General features: G+C 38.3%; 13 protein-coding genes. 9 read left to right on the top strand and 4 right to left on the bottom strand.

Annotated elements, in window-relative coordinates:
- Positions 1–8: 8 nt before the first annotated feature.
- Together BXY82_RS08315 and BXY82_RS08310 are read left to right on the top strand one after the other, a co-directional pair.
- A complete protein-coding gene (locus BXY82_RS08315) occupies positions 9–1,346 on the top strand; it encodes a M28 family peptidase (RefSeq protein ID WP_133757741.1) in 1,338 nt (445 codons plus the stop codon).
- 3 nt (positions 1,347–1,349) lie between these two features.
- A complete protein-coding gene (locus BXY82_RS08310) occupies positions 1,350–2,972 on the top strand; it encodes a M1 family metallopeptidase (protein WP_133757740.1) in 1,623 nt (540 codons plus the stop codon).
- A 142-nt stretch (positions 2,973–3,114) separates the two neighbouring features.
- Here the strand turns inward: BXY82_RS08310 and BXY82_RS15650 are convergent, their stop codons facing one another.
- The 4 genes from BXY82_RS15650 to BXY82_RS08300 all read right to left on the bottom strand — a co-directional run bounded on the left by BXY82_RS15650 (position 3,115) and on the right by BXY82_RS08300 (position 6,263).
- Positions 3,115–3,243 carry a hypothetical protein gene (locus tag BXY82_RS15650; RefSeq protein ID WP_262711364.1) on the bottom strand — a complete coding sequence of 43 codons (129 nt, stop codon included), beginning with the start codon at positions 3,241–3,243 and terminating at the stop codon, positions 3,115–3,117.
- Between the two features lie 49 nt (positions 3,244–3,292).
- Positions 3,293–3,442: a hypothetical protein gene (locus BXY82_RS15435; RefSeq protein ID WP_166643275.1), complete on the bottom strand. Its 150-nt coding sequence runs from the start codon at positions 3,440–3,442 to the stop codon at positions 3,293–3,295.
- Between the two features lie 104 nt (positions 3,443–3,546).
- Entirely contained in the window at positions 3,547–5,013 is a 1,467-nt protein-coding gene (locus BXY82_RS08305) for a magnesium chelatase (RefSeq protein ID WP_133757739.1), read from the bottom strand.
- Positions 5,014–5,135: 122 nt separating this feature from the next.
- Entirely contained in the window at positions 5,136–6,263 is a 1,128-nt protein-coding gene (locus BXY82_RS08300; RefSeq protein WP_133757738.1) for a vWA domain-containing protein, read from the bottom strand.
- 182 nt (positions 6,264–6,445) lie between these two features.
- Here BXY82_RS08300 and BXY82_RS08295 point away from each other — a divergent pair, with 182 nt between their 5' ends.
- From BXY82_RS08295 to ccoG, 7 genes are all read left to right on the top strand, one after another.
- On the top strand, positions 6,446–8,392 hold the full coding sequence (locus tag BXY82_RS08295) for a S9 family peptidase (RefSeq protein WP_133757737.1): 1,947 nt from the start codon (positions 6,446–6,448) through the stop codon (positions 8,390–8,392).
- Positions 8,393–8,653: 261 nt separating this feature from the next.
- On the top strand, positions 8,654–11,029 hold the full coding sequence (locus BXY82_RS08290; protein WP_133757736.1) for a heavy metal translocating P-type ATPase: 2,376 nt from the start codon (positions 8,654–8,656) through the stop codon (positions 11,027–11,029).
- Between the two features lie 167 nt (positions 11,030–11,196).
- Complete coding sequence (gene ccoS, locus BXY82_RS08285; protein ID WP_133757735.1) at positions 11,197–11,382, top strand: cbb3-type cytochrome oxidase assembly protein CcoS; 186 nt, start codon at positions 11,197–11,199, stop codon at positions 11,380–11,382.
- A 10-nt stretch (positions 11,383–11,392) separates the two neighbouring features.
- On the top strand, positions 11,393–13,576 hold the full coding sequence (gene ccoN / locus BXY82_RS08280; protein ID WP_133757734.1) for a cytochrome-c oxidase, cbb3-type subunit I: 2,184 nt from the start codon (positions 11,393–11,395) through the stop codon (positions 13,574–13,576).
- Positions 13,577–13,581: 5 nt separating this feature from the next.
- Entirely contained in the window at positions 13,582–13,767 is a 186-nt protein-coding gene (locus BXY82_RS08275) for a CcoQ/FixQ family Cbb3-type cytochrome c oxidase assembly chaperone (RefSeq protein ID WP_133757733.1), read from the top strand.
- On the top strand, positions 13,764–14,654 hold the full coding sequence (locus tag BXY82_RS08270; protein WP_133757732.1) for a cbb3-type cytochrome c oxidase N-terminal domain-containing protein: 891 nt from the start codon (positions 13,764–13,766) through the stop codon (positions 14,652–14,654). Before BXY82_RS08275 ends, BXY82_RS08270 begins: the two co-directional genes overlap by 4 nt.
- An 84-nt stretch (positions 14,655–14,738) precedes the next feature.
- Positions 14,739–16,163: a cytochrome c oxidase accessory protein CcoG gene (ccoG, locus tag BXY82_RS08265; RefSeq protein WP_133757731.1), complete on the top strand. Its 1,425-nt coding sequence runs from the start codon at positions 14,739–14,741 to the stop codon at positions 16,161–16,163.
- Positions 16,164–16,211: the final 48 nt, after the last annotated feature.

Here is a 16,211-nt window from a genome sequence, read left to right as displayed (position 1 = left end):
TAATTAATATGAAATATATTTTAAAATTCAGCTTAGTCGCGTGTTTCAGCTTGAGCCTTAATGCCCAAACGGATCAAAAGATGTACGATATTATTGATGCTGTTTCAGCTGAGCGTATCGAAAAAGATGTGCAAACACTCGTCAATTTTGGCACCCGAAACACCTTTAGTGACACAACTTCAGATACTCGAGGAATTGGCGCCGCAAGACGTTGGATTAAAAAAGAATTTGAAACCATCTCCAAAGAATGCAACAACTGTTTAAAGGTGTCATACCAAAAGGATTTTGTGACAAAAGAAGGTAACAACCGTGTTCCTCACGATGCTTGGGTGGTTAATGTACTTGCTATTCAAAAAGGAAGTACATATCCCAACCGCTATATTATCATGAGTGGTGATATTGATTCGCGTGGCAGCGACACGATGGATTTTACTAGTGACGCTCCTGGCGCTAATGATAATGCTTCCGGAATGGCAGGCACTATTGAAGCTGCCCGGGTATTATCAAAATATAAATTTGAAAACAGTATTATTTACGTCGGGCTTTCTGGAGAAGAACAAGGTCTCTTTGGCGGCGCTGGTTTGGCTGCTCATGCTAAAGAACAAGGCTGGGATATTATTGGTATTCTAAATAATGACATGATCGGTAATATTGAAGGTGTTGATGGGGTCATTGACAACCGCACCTTTAGAATTTTTTCTGAACCCGTCCCTCCTACTGAAACTGAAAAGGAACGTCAAATGCGCCGATTTTATGGTGGTGAAGTCGATGGGATTTCACGTCAATTGGCACGCTATGTCCACAAAACTACGCAAACTTACATGCCAGAAATGAATCCGATGCTGGTGTACAGATTAGATCGATTTGGCCGTGGCGGACACCACCGTCCATTTAATGATTTAGGGTTTCCCGGCATTAGAATTATGGAAGCCCACGAAAATTACACCCAACAACATCAAGATATCCGTACTGAAAACGGCATTGCCTATGGCGATACCTTTGAACATGTCAATTTTCCTTACGCCGCCAAACTAACCGCCGTCAACGCGATTAGTTTGGCGAGTTTAGCCTCTGCTCCTCCTCCACCTAAAACTGTTGCTATTGGTGGCATTGTGGAGCCATCCGCTAAATTGAAATGGGATAGAGTTGAAGGCGCTAAAGGCTATAAAATTTATTGGAGAGACACAACGTCTCCCACTTGGGACCATTCTCGATATGTAAGCAATACTGAAGAATTTACACTCAACGGCATTGTCATTGATAATTATTATTTTGGCGTTGCTTCTGTAGGACCCGACGGTCATGAAAGCGTAGTAGTGTTCCCAAATTCTATCTTAAGAAACTAAACAATGAACAAATATATTGTAATGGCTCTTGCCTTAATAACATTTCAAACGGCAACAGCCCAAGAGAAATCGTTTACAAGACAGGATACTTTGAGAGGTTCTATAACGCCCGAACGCGCTTGGTGGGATTTGACCTATTACCATCTGGATGTTGAAGTGAATCCTTCCTCAAAATCCATCAAAGGGAAAAACACCGTTCAGTATAAGGTTTTGGAGCCACATAACTTACTTCAAATTGATTTGCAATCCCCTTTAACCATCACCAAAGTCACTCAAGACGATATTCCTTTAGAGATTTCACATGAAGGCAATGCGCATTTCATCACCTTAAAAAATGCTCAGGAAGTTGGAAGCATTCAAAGTTTAGAGGTGTATTATGAAGGTCAGCCTAAAGAAGCCATAAGAGCGCCTTGGGATGGTGGCTTTTCTTGGAAAAAAGATGATAACGGCAATGACTTTGTAGCAACCTCCTGCCAAGGGCTTGGTGCAAGTGTGTGGTGGCCCAATAAAGATCACATGTACGACGAAGTAGATAGCATGCTCATTAGCGTGACCGTCCCTAAAGATTTAATGAATGTTTCTAACGGGCAATTACGCAGTATAGACACTTTGGAAAACGGTAGAAAAACCTATAATTGGTTTGTCTATAATCCTATCAACAATTATGGCGTGAACGTCAATATTGGCGATTATGTCCATTTTTCCGAAACCTACAATGGCGAAAAAGGGCCGTTAAAAATGGATTATTACGTGTTGCGCAATAATCTTGAAAAGGCAAAAACACATTTTAAAGATGCCCCACGAATGATGGAAGCATTTGAACATTGGTTTGGGCCTTATCCATTTTATGATGACGGTTTCAAATTGGTAGAAGTGCCTTATTTGGGAATGGAACACCAAAGTTCTGTAACCTATGGCAATCAGTATAAAAAAGGGTATTTAGGGAATGATGTTTCAGGGACGGGATGGGGCTTAAAATTTGATTTTATCATCATACACGAATCCGGACACGAGTGGTTTGCCAACAATATCACTTACAAAGATATGGCTGACATGTGGATTCACGAGAGTTTCACCGCCTATTCTGAAAGTCTGTTTTTGGATTATTTCTATGGTAAAAACGCTGCCTCTGAATATGTAATTGGGACGCGTCGAGCCATTCAAAATGACAAACCCATTATTGGGCCTTATCATGTGAATCAGTCTGGTTCTGGTGATATGTATTTTAAAGGCTCCAATATGTTACACACGTTAAGGCAATGGATTAATAATGATGAAAAATGGCGTGAGATTCTAAGAGGTTTAAATAAAACTTTTTATCATCAAACCGTTACAACAGACCAAATTGAAACTTATATTTCTGAACAATCCGGAATCGAATTAACCGCTTTTTTTAATCAATATTTAAGAGATTTCAGAATCCCAATTTTAGAATATGAATTTATAGAAGGTGACTTAAAATACCGATGGATAAACACTATTTCAGATTTCGACATGCCAATTGAAGTGTCTATTAATGAAGAAAGAGTACAGCTCTACCCTAAAGCGAATTGGACCAGTATCAAAACACAAGGAAACGCATTGACTGTTAATCCTAATTATTATGTAGCTAAAAAGAAGTTATAAGTGTCTAGCGCACTTATAAGCCACAACATTAGTAATAGATACAAAGAAAAACCCAGTAGTGACCTACTGGGTTTTTAATGGATATTAAAGACTATTTACTTTTTAAAGTATGTAGTGATAATTTATTTGACCTATTGGTTTTTTAAAATTTAGCCTTAAGTCTTTTAAGTTGAGCTTTTTTGTCCTTTTGATATTTATAAATTAAATAGGCCAATTGAACTCCAATGAGGACCATACTCGCTTTTTTTCCTTTTACAAGAAAATTTGCCATTCCTAATAAATTTGTTGCCATCATAATTGAATGTCTATTTTTGCCTTAGTTAAGCGTTATCACGAGGTTGATGTTTTTCCTGTTTTTGCTCGACTTGCGGATTAATTTTTTTGCCATCTGAGGCTTTCTCTTTTATATTGATGGCTTGATCTTTTAAGCTTTGTTTATCTTGAGACCTTGTGTCTTTGTTCGTTTTCATAATAGTTTAATTTAAGTTACTATGTAAAATGATCACAGGATAAAATTACTTCAAATCTCAAAAGGAACTTGATTCATTTAAAGGAATGATGGCCTTAAATAAAATTATATACCGCTTATAAAACTGCCATAAGGGTCCTGAAATTGAGTGCCTTCAGAAAAACGATATTTATTCAACTGTTTAAATTCCACTAAGGCCCAAAGCACAAATTCTTTAACAAAGTAACTTTCTTTTATATCCAAATTAGGCTGGTGTTCTTTTAACAAGTCTTCTAAAGGTGAAATAGCATCCAACACTTTTTTGTACTCTTTTTCGTTTAAATCATCTAACAACTCAAAACCATCCTTCTGATTAAAAAACCATGAGATGACCTCATCATAAGCTGTTTCAGTATCTTCCTTTTTCAATTTTTCAATCTTAGGAAAGAACTCTTCAAATAGGTTTTTAACCGCTTCGCCAATTAAGTTATAAGCCACAACGGCAGCACCTTCCTGCTCTCCTTCATAAACCAATTCCACTTTACCCGTAATGGACGGAATGATGCCCACAAAATCGCTTAAGCGTACCATTGTTTTAGGATCTCCAGCTTTTAAGGCACGACGTTCTGCGGTACTCAACAAGTTCTCAAGAGCGGTAATACTCAAACGTGCACTTACACCACTTTTAGCATCTATAAAATCGCTTTCACGGGCTTCAAAGACAATCTGCTCCAATAAATCCCGTGCCAAATCAGGTACCTCAACCATGTCTTTCTGACCTTCCACTAAGCGTGCTTCTTGTTCTGTGATCAAGCGTGCTGTTTCAATATCTGACGGATAATGAGTTAGAATTTGAGACCCAATTCTATCTTTCAATGGGGTTACGATACTACCTCTATTGGTATAATCTTCAGGATTCGCCGTAAACAAAAATTGAATGTCCAAAGGCAATCTCAATTTGAAACCTCTAATTTGAATATCGCCTTCCTGTAAAATATTAAATAAGGCCACCTGAATCCGTGCTTGCAAATCTGGCAGCTCATTTATAACAAAGATGCAACGGTTGGCACGTGGAATCATCCCGTAATGAATCACACGATCATCCGCATAACTCAATTTTAAGTTCGCTGCTTTAATCGGGTCTACATCACCAATCAAATCGGCCACGGTCACATCTGGGGTGGCCAATTTTTCAGCAAAACGTTCGCTTCGGTGCAACCAAAATATCGGCGTATCATCGCCTTTCTCTTTAATCAATTCTTTAGCAAATCTTGAAATGGGATGTAACGGATCATCATTAATTTCAGAACCCTCCACTACGGGAATGTATTCATCCAATAGATTCAGCATCAAACGTGCTAGTCTCGTTTTTGCTTGACCACGCAAACCTAATAAATTGATATTATGACGGGATAAAATGGCGCGCTCCAATTCTGGAACTACGGTATTCTCGTAGCCATGAACGCCTTCAAAAGTGGTTTCTTTATTCTTAATTTTCTGAATCAGATTATCTCGTAATTCATCCTTAATAGACTTGCTTTGGTACCCGGCCTTTTTAAGTTCGCCTAAGGTGGTTATTTTTTCTATGTTCATATTCTGTTTCTATGTTTTGTGTACTGAGAACGCCAACAGATAATTCTTGGTGTAAGCATCATGTCCTATCAGCAATCTCTTCTCGCTATTCTCTTTTCTATTTTCAATTTTCTCAAAAAAATCTACCCCCGAATTCGTTTCTTCCGATTCGTTTCATAATCTTCAAAAATCATTTCTCCCAAACCTTTAATTCCGGTATAAAATGCCTTTCCTTGATTGGCGTGTGTAAATTCCTGCACAAACTGCATTAAATACGGGTCTTGCGCAATCATAAACGTAGTGATCGGGATGTGCAGTTTTCTGGCCTGTTGGGCCATATCATAACACTTATTGGTAATGTAGGGATTTAAACCTGCACTGTCTTTATAATACTGGCCGTCCGGAAGTCGCAAACAACTTGGCTTCCCATCCGTAATCATAAAAATCTGTTTATTGGTATTTCGCTTTCTTCGGAGTAAATCCATCGCCAATTGTAAACCGGCAACGGTATTGGTGTGGTATGGACCGACCTTTAAATACGGTAAATCTTTGATTTCAATCTGCCAAGCGTCATTTCCGAACACAATAATATCCAAAGTATCTTTTGGATAGCGTGTGGTAATCAATTCTGCCAAGGCCATCGCCACTTTCTTAGCTGGAGTGATGCGGTCTTCTCCGTATAAAATCATACTGTGACTGATGTCAATCATCAAAACCGTACTCATTTGCGATTTATGCAGCGTTTCTTCAACCACCAAATCGTCTTCAGACAACCTGAAATCGCCAATACCATGGTTGATTTGAGCGTTCTTCAAACTCTCGGTCATGGAAACTTTATCTAAAGCATCGCCAAACTGATAATTTCTGAAATCGCCTGTATGCTCATCACCAATTCCAGGACTTTTACTTTTGTGATTGCCCTGGCCACTGCGCTTGATATTTCCAAAAATATGGTCTAAGGCTTGTTGCCTAATAGCGCGTTCTGTTTTCGCGGTAATGGCCATCCCACCATTGCCATCCGGATCAATTTCTTTTTTTATATAGCCTTTCTTCTTAAGGTCTTCAATAAAATCATCCACTGTATATTCTGCGGTGGTCAATTTGTACTCCTTGTCCAGCTCGCGCAACCAATCAATGGCTTCATCAAAATCGCCAGAAGTATGCGTTATCAATTCCTTGAAAATTTCAAATAATTTATCAAAAGGCGATTGAAACGGGGCTTCGTAGGTTTTAAAAACAAACCCTTTGCGTGTATTCGTATTATTTATCATAGCCTCATAAAAATACAACATTTTGAATGCCCCCAATTGCTATTAACATCGATTTTGCAAATCAAGTAATGCGTTTTTATTATCTTTAAGGCAAGGGTCTGATTTATAGAACCTCACTCATCTGTGTTTTCAGAGCTTTATACTAACAAAACTGTAACCAATCAACACTAAAACCAATCCATATGAAACACTTTCTATTTATTTTCCTAATTCTTTTATGCTCGAGTTGTAAAGACAACAAAGACGCACAAAAAGAAGATACTGCAATGACCGTACAGCAGTATACCATCGAGCAATTTATGGACAATGAAGCCGTAGGTGGCGGTAGTTTTTCCTATGACAATTCTAAACTTTTAATCTCCAGTAATCGGTCAGGAATTTATAACGTGTACACCGTACCTACAACTGGAGGTAACTACACGCCTGTAACAGCATCTGACAGCACGTCTTATTTTGCGGAATCGTTTTTTCCTCATGATGACCGTATGTTATTGTCTGCAGATGGTAATGGCGACGAAATTGATCATATTTTTTTACGGGATAGTACAGGAACCATCAAAGATTTAACGCCAGAAAAGGAAGCGAAAGCACAATTTTACGGTTGGGCTAAGGATGGGAAATCGTTTTACTTTGGATCAAATAAAATGAATCCGAAATTCTTTGATGTTTATGAAATGGATGTCAGCAATTTTAATTCTAAAATGATTTATCAAAATAATGACGGCCTTAATTTCAGCGCTATTTCTAAGGACAAAAATCATATTGCTTTGGTACAGTCCTTAAACACCAATGACAGCGATTTGTATGTTTATAATGTCAAAACAAGGCAGAAAACAAAAATTAATACCAACCAAAGTAGCAATTCAGCGCAAGACTTCTCAAATGACAATAGCGCGCTGTATTATACAACTGATGATGGTGCAGAATTTTCCTATTTGATGAAATACGATTTGAATACCAAAGAAACCACAACGGTGTTACAAAAGCCGTGGGACATTATGGGTGCAGGGTTTACAGAACAAGGCAGTTATATGGTGGTTTACGTGAATGAGGATGGGAAAAATGCCATTGAAGTGATTGACACCAAAACTAACAAGCCTATCGCTTTACCCGATTTTGGAGATCAAAGTATTACAAGTGTCGGCTTTAGTAATGACGAAAAATGGATGAGGTTATATGTTGGAGGTTCTAATACGCCTTCCAATTTATTCACCTATAATTTTGAAACAAAGCAAAAATATCAAATAACGAATGTGTTAAACGATGAGATTCACCCAGAAGATTTAGTTACGGCAAAGGTAGTGCGTTACAAATCTTTTGATGGCGTAGAAATTCCTGCCATTTATTACCTGCCACATCAAGCTTCTGAAAACAACAAGGTTCCTGCCATGGTTTGGGTACACGGTGGTCCGGGAGGACAGACCCGCCAGAATTTCAGTTCGATGATCCAATATATGGTCAATCAAGGTTATGCTGTCTTAGCGGTAAATAACCGTGGCAGCAGCGGATATGGAAAAACGTTTTATCAAATGGACGATTTAAATCACGGTGAAAAAGATTTACAAGACTGTGTTGAAGGCAAAAACTGGCTAGCAACCCAACCTGAGATTGACGGTAGCAAAATAGTAATCATAGGCGGATCTTATGGCGGCTATATGACCATGGCAGCGCTTACCTATGCCCCTGAAGAATTTGATGTTGGCGTGAATTTATTTGGTGTGACCAACTGGATCAGGACTCTCAAAAGCATTCCTCCGTATTGGGAATCGATGCGGAAATCGTTGTATTTAGAATTAGGAGATCCATATACGGCTGATTCTGTCCGATTGAAACGCATTTCACCATTATTCCATACTGATAAAGTTACTAAGCCACTCATCGTTTTACAAGGCTCTAAAGACCCTAGAGTGCTTCAGGTAGAGTCTGATGAAATTGTTGCCGGTGTTAGGAAAAATGGAGTGCCTGTAGAATATGTGCTTTTTGAAGATGAAGGCCACGGATTTATCAAAAAAGAAAATCAAATTGAAGCGTATAGCAGAGTAGTCCAATTTCTGGACACCTATTTAAAAGCTGACAAACAACCTGTTGATGGCGAATTGAAATCAACGGAAATTAAAGCGGAAGACTGATATCTCTTCACAATTGAATTTAAAACAAAATTGGTAATTTATAACCCCAAGGTGTCATAGCTTTGGGGTTTATCATTGTTCATGCCGCCCTATTTAAAACCATGTCGGGATATACCTCCTCAGCTATTATGTTCGCGATGGAATTATTTGAAGAATATATCCGCACCGCAATATTCCAATTTTGCCATAAACTATGACATATATCATTTTTTATAAAGAATATAATTAAAACATTTGCGGCAGGTATAAATGAGCATAATTATGGAACATACGAGTTGTTTCCACTGTGGCGATCTTTGTGACACGTCCACAGTTCTTCATGATGAAAAATCTTTTTGTTGTCAGGGCTGTAAGACCGTGTATGAGATTTTCTCAGATAATGATCTTACCTGCTATTATGACTTACAATCCAACCCGGGAACCACACCTCAAGATATTCAGGGTAAATATGATTTTCTTAGCCAACAAAACATTATAGATAAATTAGTAGAGTTTGATGACGGTAAATCTCAAATCGTCACACTCTACATTCCGCAAATTCATTGCAGCTCCTGTATTTGGATCCTCGAAAACCTCAATAAGCTTAACCCAAATATATCGTCTCCACAAGTCGACTTCGGTAAAAAAACAGTTCGGCTTCAGTACAATTCCGAACACTACAGCTTAAAGGAAGTCGTCATTTTATTGAGTTCAATTGGTTATGAGCCCTACATTAGTTTAGAAGATTTCTCTACAGGAAAGAGCCACGTAAATCGCTCCCTAATTTACAAACTTGGTATTGCCGGTTTTGCTTTCGGAAATGTGATGTTTTTATCGTTTCCGGAATATTTTGAAGTCAATGAATTTTGGTTGGAACAGTATAAACCATTCTTTAGATGGTTAATGTTTGCCTTTTCTTTACCGGTAGTATTTTATGCATCGTCAGATTATTTCGTATCCGCCTACAAAGGGTTGCGGGCAAAAGTCTTAAATATTGATGTCCCTATTGCGCTAGGAATTATTGTGCTCTTTTTAAGAAGTACAATAGACATCATGTTCGATTTCGGTTCTGGTTTCTTTGATAGTTTAACCGGATTATTATTCTTTCTATTATTAGGGAAATTCTTCCAGCAAAAGACCTATTCCTTTTTATCCTTTGAACGCGATTATAAATCCTATTTCCCTATTGCTATCACCAAAATAACCAAGGATGGAAAAGAACAACCCGTTCAAGTCTATGATATTAAAGAAAGCGACCGACTGCTGATTAGAAATGAGGAGCTTATTCCTGTAGATGGAGTTCTGATTAAAGGAAATGCCAAAATTGATTACAGTTTTGTAACGGGCGAATCTGAAGCGGTACGGAAAGTGTCAGGCGATAAACTTTTTGCAGGTGGTAAACAAACTTCAGGAAGCATTGAAATGGAAGCTTTAAAAAGTGTGGAACAAAGTTATTTAACCCAATTGTGGGGGAATGATGTGTTTAACAAATCTAAAGAAGATGGCTTTACTACCTTAACCAACATGATCAGTAAGCGCTTTACCATAGTCGTATTGAGTATTGCGTTTATCTCTACAACGTTTTGGTTGTTTTACGATTCTAGCAAGGCACTGAATGTTTTTACATCGGTATTAATCATTGCCTGCCCATGTGCCATTGCTTTAGCTGCGCCGTTCACCCTTGGAAATATGCTACGAATTTTTGGAAAACATAAATTTTATCTCAAAAATGCTACGGTTATTGAGCAAATGGCGGCCATTGACACCATCATATTCGATAAAACAGGAACAATAACTTCCAATAAACAGAGCACTGCAAAGTATGAAGGGGCTACTTTATCGTCTTCAGAAGAGAAGTTGCTAAAAAATACTTTGAGAGGCTCTAACCACCCACTTAGCAGAACGCTCTATGCGCTTTTAGAAGAACATGACATCATTACCCTCGATCAGTTTGAAGAACATCTAGGCCAAGGCCTTGAAGGCGTACACCTTAAAGATCGGATCAAAATAGGATCGGCTAATTTTGTTGGTAAAAATACCGAAACCGCCTTGTTGAATACTGCCGTTCATATTAGCAGCAACAACACCTACAAAGGCAAGTACACATTTTACAACAGCTACCGAAAAGGATTGTCACAATTGTTCAACACCCTCAAAAAACAGTATGATTTGGCCATTCTATCGGGCGATAACGAAGGCGAATTGGAGAATCTGAAAAAATTATTGCCGGTTAGAACCAAGATGCTCTTCAATCAAAAACCAGATGATAAATTAGAATATATTAAATACCATCAAAGTGAAGGCGCTAAAGTGATGATGCTTGGCGACGGATTGAATGATGCTGGTGCTTTAGCACAAAGTAATGTTGGGATTGCACTATCTGAAAATGTCAATGTGTTTTCACCTGCCTGTGACGCCATTCTGGACGCGGAAAAATTTAACCGTTTGGGAGATTTCCTAGGCTTATCAAAATCGGCCATAAAAATTGTGAATTGGAGCTTTATGTTATCCCTATTCTACAATGTAATTGGTGTGTATTTTGCTGTCACCGGGCAATTAGCTCCTGTTATTGCGGCCATCCTGATGCCTTTAAGTTCTATAAGTGTTGTGGTATTTACCACCATAGCCACCAATTGGGTATCTCGAAATTTAAAGTGATGTATGAAATTACCATTGTAATAAAAAATGTATATGTTTGAAATAAATAAGACATTTTAAGTTTAAATAATCGCGATTTTATAAATGTAAAAATCGCAAAACATGATTTATATCATAAAATAACTATTGCATCAACTGTAATTTTGATGCATAACTTCTAATTAGGTATGAGTGTTATCTATATTTTATTGACTATCAGCATCATTGTTGCTGTCATCTTTTTTATTGCCTTTATCGTGGCAGTTAAAAGTGGACAGTATGATGACAGTTACACCCCTTCCGTTCGTATGCTTTTTGAAGACGAGCTTATAAAAGAAAAACCAAAAACATCAAAACTAACTAATCAAGACTAATTATTTTACTATGGAGATGCAACAATTTTATTACGATAATAAAATCGTCAAAAAGTTCCTATATGCTACCATGTTTTGGGGCGTAATAGGGATGTTGGTGGGGCTATTACTGGCTTTCTTATTTCTATTCCCAAATTTAACTGATGGCGTTTCATGGTTGAGCTTTGGTAGATTAAGACCTTTGCACACCAATGCGGTAATCTTTGCTTTTGTTGGGAATGCCATTTTTGCCGGAATTTATTATTCGTCACAGCGTTTACTTAAAGCCCGGATGTTTAGCGATGCTTTAAGTAATTTCAACTTTTGGGGCTGGCAATTAATTATCGTTGGTGCTGCCATTACCCTTCCTTTAGGGTTTTCGTCATCTAAAGAATACGCCGAATTAGAATGGCCTTTTGATATTGCTATTGCGGTGGTTTGGGTGGCATTCGGTTGGAACCTTATCGGAACCATTTTACGAAGACGGCAACGCCATTTGTATGTGGCCATTTGGTTTTATATTGCAACCTTCGTAACCGTTGCGGTACTCCATATATTTAATAGTTTGGCAATACCTGTAAGTGCTTTTAAAAGTTATTCGGTGTATGCAGGAGTTCAGGATGCTCTTGTACAATGGTGGTACGGACATAATGCGGTGGCGTTCTTCTTAACCACACCATTCTTAGGATTGATGTACTATTTTGTACCAAAAGCGGCTAACAGACCGGTGTATTCTTACCGACTCTCCATTATTCACTTCTGGTCCTTGATTTTTATTTATATCTGGGCAGGACCACATCACTTATTATATACCGCATTACCAGAATGGGCACAGAATTTAGGTGTGGCATTCTCTGTTATGTTATTAATGCCTTCTTGGGGTGGAATGATCAACGGACTTCTGACACTTCGTGGTGCTTGGGACAAAGTAAGAACTGATCCTGTTTTAAAATTTATGGTTGTGGCCCTGACCGGTTACGGGATGGCAACATTTGAAGGCCCAATGTTATCTTTGAAAAACGTGAATGCCATAGCGCATTATACAGACTGGATTATTGCCCACGTACATGTTGGCGCATTGGCTTGGAACGGATTCTTAACCTTTGGTATGATCTATTGGTTAATTCCGCGAATGACCAAAAGTAAATTGTATTCTATTGGCTTAGCCAACGTCCATTTCTGGATTGGAACCTTAGGAATCATCATGTATGCGCTCCCATTATATGTGGCCGGATTTACACAGGCCAGTATGTGGAAACAATTTAATCCTGACGGGACTCTAGTATATGGTAACTTTTTAGAAACTGTTACTGAAATTATGCCAATGTACTGGATGCGCGCCATAGGTGGTACTTTATTTATAGCTGGTATGTTGATCATGTGTTATAACGTGATCCAAACCATCAGAAAAGGTAGTGAAGTAACTGATGAGCTTGCTGAAGCTACAGCTTTGCAACGTGTTTCTAAAAGCCGTGTGGCTGGAGAGCACTGGCACAGCTGGTTGGAGCGTAGACCAATCCAATTGACTATTGGCGCTACAATTGCTATCCTTATTGGTGGTATAATCCAAATTGTGCCCACCATTATGGTAAAATCAAACATTCCAACCATTACCAGTGTCAAACCATACACACCTTTAGAACTTGAAGGCAGAGACCTCTATATTCGTGAAGGCTGTGTAGGATGCCACTCTCAAATGATTAGACCATTTAGGGATGAAGTAGAACGCTACGGCGAATTCTCGAAAGCAGGGGAGTATGTTTATGATCATCCATTCTTATGGGGCAGTAAACGTACTGGACCAGATTTACATAGAATTGGAGGTAAATATTCTGACAATTGGCATTTCAACCATATGTATGATCCACAAAGCACCTCATCAGGCTCCATTATGCCAGCCTATAAATGGATGATTACTACTGAATTGGATAAATCCAATACAGAAAATAAGATGAAGGCCATGGTCAATTTAGGCGTGCCTTACACGGATGAAGACATTGCAAATGCACAGCAGCACATGGCTGAGCAAGGTGAGCAGATTGAAAATAATCTATATGCCGACCCAGATTTTGTAGCTTCTTATGAAGCAGATAAAAAAAGCAGTGGTGACGACTTTGTAGAAATGCGAAATCGTGAAATAGTAGCTATCATTGCCTATTTACAGCGTTTAGGAACAGATATTAAAATACAAGATTTAGAAACGACACAAAACTAACAACCATGCTAAAATTTGTAAAAAACCATATGGATAGCATTGCAGGTATAGAAATATACCCAGTGATTTCCTTACTTATTTTCTTTACTTTTTTTGTAGCACTTTTCTGGTGGGTCTTTACCGCCAAAAAAGACTACATTCAAAGAATGAGTGATATTCCATTAGACAACGAAAACGACACAACACTATGAGACATTTAATTCCATCTTACGTTAGGGTGCCTTTGATATTTTTTATCATTTGGGGTCTAATTGAATTTTTTGTGGACTCGGGAGATCAACCTGCGTTCATTGCCAATCCAATGATTATTTTGTTCCTTTTGTTGGTATTGTTACTGCTTTTGGCCATTGAAGCCATTATAGCTGCTTTAGAGAACGTCATGTATCAAAGTTTAGATGACGTTGCAAAAGCCCGATTTATGGCAACAAAAACTTCTCCATCACAACTTAAACAATGGATTAGCACCACGTATAAAAAGATGTTGGGTTCAAAACCAATTGAAAAAGAAGGCGAAATTGTGCTTGACCATGATTATGATGGCATTAAAGAATTGGATAACGACCTTCCACCATGGTGGCTTTATGGGTTTTATGCATCGATAGTTTTTGCAGCTGTATATTTAATTCGCTACCATGTTTTTGATGGAGAGAATCAATATGAAGAACTGCAAACCACCTTAGAAATAGCTAAAGCCGAGCTGGAAGAATACAAAAAGACAGCAAAAGATTTGGTAGATATCAATACCGTAACAGTACTGACAGATCCGGCTGATTTGGCTAACGGCAAGATTATCTATGAAGCTAATTGTGTGGCCTGTCATATGTCAGATGGGGGTGGCGGTATTGGACCTAACCTTGCGGATGAACACTGGATTTTAGGTGGCGGCATTAAGAATATTTTTAATACTATTAGTGAAGGTGGCCGTAGTGGAAAAGGTATGATTGCATGGAAATCTACCTTAAAACCTAATGAGATGGCACAAGTTGCAAGCTATATTATGACATTTGAAGGCACAACCCCTGCAAAACCTAAAGAACCAGAAGGCGAGATTTGGGTAGATGACAATGCCGAACAATAAAACACAGAAGAATAACCTATTTGCGTGGCTATGCCAGTTAAATGGGTAATGTAATAACAGTGTATAAATCTATAAAAATAGAAAGTGGAAACTCCCCAAAACGAAAGCTTTAGAGATACGATTGGCACCCTTACGGAAGAAGGGAAGCGCAAATGGGTGTTCCCTAAAAAGCCAAGTGGCCGCTTTTATGACTACCGTAAATGGGTCAGCTATATTCTACTTGCGTTCTTTTTGCTAGCCCCGTTCATTAAAATAAATGGCAATCAATTTTTGATGTTCAATATTTTAGAGCGGAGGTTTAATATTTTTGGCTTTCCTTTTTGGCCGCAAGATTTTCATCTATTTGTGATCTCTATGCTGATTGGTGTGATTTTTATTGCCCTGTTTACGGTAGCTTTTGGTCGAATTTTTTGCGGATGGATTTGTCCACAAACCATATTCATGGAAATGGTTTTTAGACGCATTGAATATTGGATTGAAGGTGATAGAGGCGCCCAAATGCGTTTGGATCGACAAGAATGGAACGCCGAAAAAATTAGAAAGCGTGGCATAAAATGGTCCCTATTTTTAGTCATTTCCTTCGTTATTGCTAATGTGTTTTTAGCGTATTTAATAGGTAGTGACAAATTGATCAATTATATAACTGATGGTCCATTGGCACATGCCAGTACGTTTATATCATTGGTAATATTTACAGCTGTATTTTACTTTGTATTTGCTTGGTTTAGAGAGCAAGTGTGCATCATAGCATGTCCTTATGGAAGGCTTCAAGGCGTACTGTTGGACAACAAATCTATTGTAGTGGCCTACGATCATAAGCGTGGTGAAGGTGAAAATGGACGTAAAAAATTCCGTAAAAACGAAGACAGGGAAGCATTGGGCCATGGTGATTGTATTGATTGTTTCCAATGTGTAAATGTTTGTCCTACCGGTATCGATATTAGAAACGGGACCCAGTTGGAGTGTGTTAACTGTACCGCCTGCATTGATGAGTGTGACCATATTATGGAAAGCATCAACCTGCCTAAGGGTCTTATAAGATATGCTAGTGAAGAAAATATTGAAAAGAAAAAGAAATTTGAGTTTACACCACGACTTAAAGGGTATTCTGCTGTATTGGTAATTCTAACAGGGTTGCTAATAGGCATGTTGATGTTGCGAAATGATGTTGAAGCACGTGTATTACGCCTTCCTGGTCAGTTATTTGAACATAAGGACAATAACATTATCAGTAACGTATTCACTTATAAACTCATCAATAAAACAACAAGGGATATTCCTGAGATCCACTTTAAATTGCGAAGCTATAATGGGACTATTAAAGTAGTGTCGGCAGAAGATCGATTTACCGTTCCGATGCAAGGCTTAGCAGAAGGCACCATGTTTATCGAAATTCCGCAGAGTGAATTGGAATCTGATAAAACTAAATTGATGATTGAGGTGTACAGTGATGACGATTTGATTGAAACAACCACCGTTAACTTTTTGGGACCAAGAAGTTACAAGTAGAGAAATGTTATGGTCAGTTGAATAAAATACAAGTTATTGAAGCTCCTG

The organism is Gelidibacter sediminis, from assembly GCF_004364975.1.
GTDB lineage: Bacteria > Bacteroidota > Bacteroidia > Flavobacteriales > Flavobacteriaceae > Gelidibacter > Gelidibacter sediminis.
The sequence above is the reverse complement of the archived record's forward strand: the minus strand, read 5'-3'. Positions and strand labels throughout refer to the sequence as shown.

What these genes read in the sequence shown, in the direction of transcription:
- BXY82_RS08315 (WP_133757741.1), top strand. Translation starts at nt 9, where the DNA reads ATGAAATATATTTTAAAATTCAGCTTAGTCGCGTGTTTCAGCTTGAGC.
- BXY82_RS08310 (WP_133757740.1), top strand. Translation starts at nt 1,350, where the DNA reads ATGAACAAATATATTGTAATGGCTCTTGCCTTAATAACATTTCAAACG.
- BXY82_RS15650 (WP_262711364.1), bottom strand. Translation starts at nt 3,243, where the DNA reads ATGGCAAATTTTCTTGTAAAAGGAAAAAAAGCGAGTATGGTCCTCATT.
- BXY82_RS15435 (WP_166643275.1), bottom strand. Translation starts at nt 3,442, where the DNA reads ATGAAAACGAACAAAGACACAAGGTCTCAAGATAAACAAAGCTTAAAA.
- BXY82_RS08305 (WP_133757739.1), bottom strand. Translation starts at nt 5,013, where the DNA reads ATGAACATAGAAAAAATAACCACCTTAGGCGAACTTAAAAAGGCCGGG.
- BXY82_RS08300 (WP_133757738.1), bottom strand. Translation starts at nt 6,263, where the DNA reads ATGATAAATAATACGAATACACGCAAAGGGTTTGTTTTTAAAACCTAC.
- BXY82_RS08295 (WP_133757737.1), top strand. Translation starts at nt 6,446, where the DNA reads ATGAAACACTTTCTATTTATTTTCCTAATTCTTTTATGCTCGAGTTGT.
- BXY82_RS08290 (WP_133757736.1), top strand. Translation starts at nt 8,654, where the DNA reads ATGGAACATACGAGTTGTTTCCACTGTGGCGATCTTTGTGACACGTCC.
- ccoS (WP_133757735.1), top strand. Translation starts at nt 11,197, where the DNA reads ATGAGTGTTATCTATATTTTATTGACTATCAGCATCATTGTTGCTGTC.
- ccoN (WP_133757734.1), top strand. Translation starts at nt 11,393, where the DNA reads ATGGAGATGCAACAATTTTATTACGATAATAAAATCGTCAAAAAGTTC.
- BXY82_RS08275 (WP_133757733.1), top strand. Translation starts at nt 13,582, where the DNA reads ATGCTAAAATTTGTAAAAAACCATATGGATAGCATTGCAGGTATAGAA.
- BXY82_RS08270 (WP_133757732.1), top strand. Translation starts at nt 13,764, where the DNA reads ATGAGACATTTAATTCCATCTTACGTTAGGGTGCCTTTGATATTTTTT.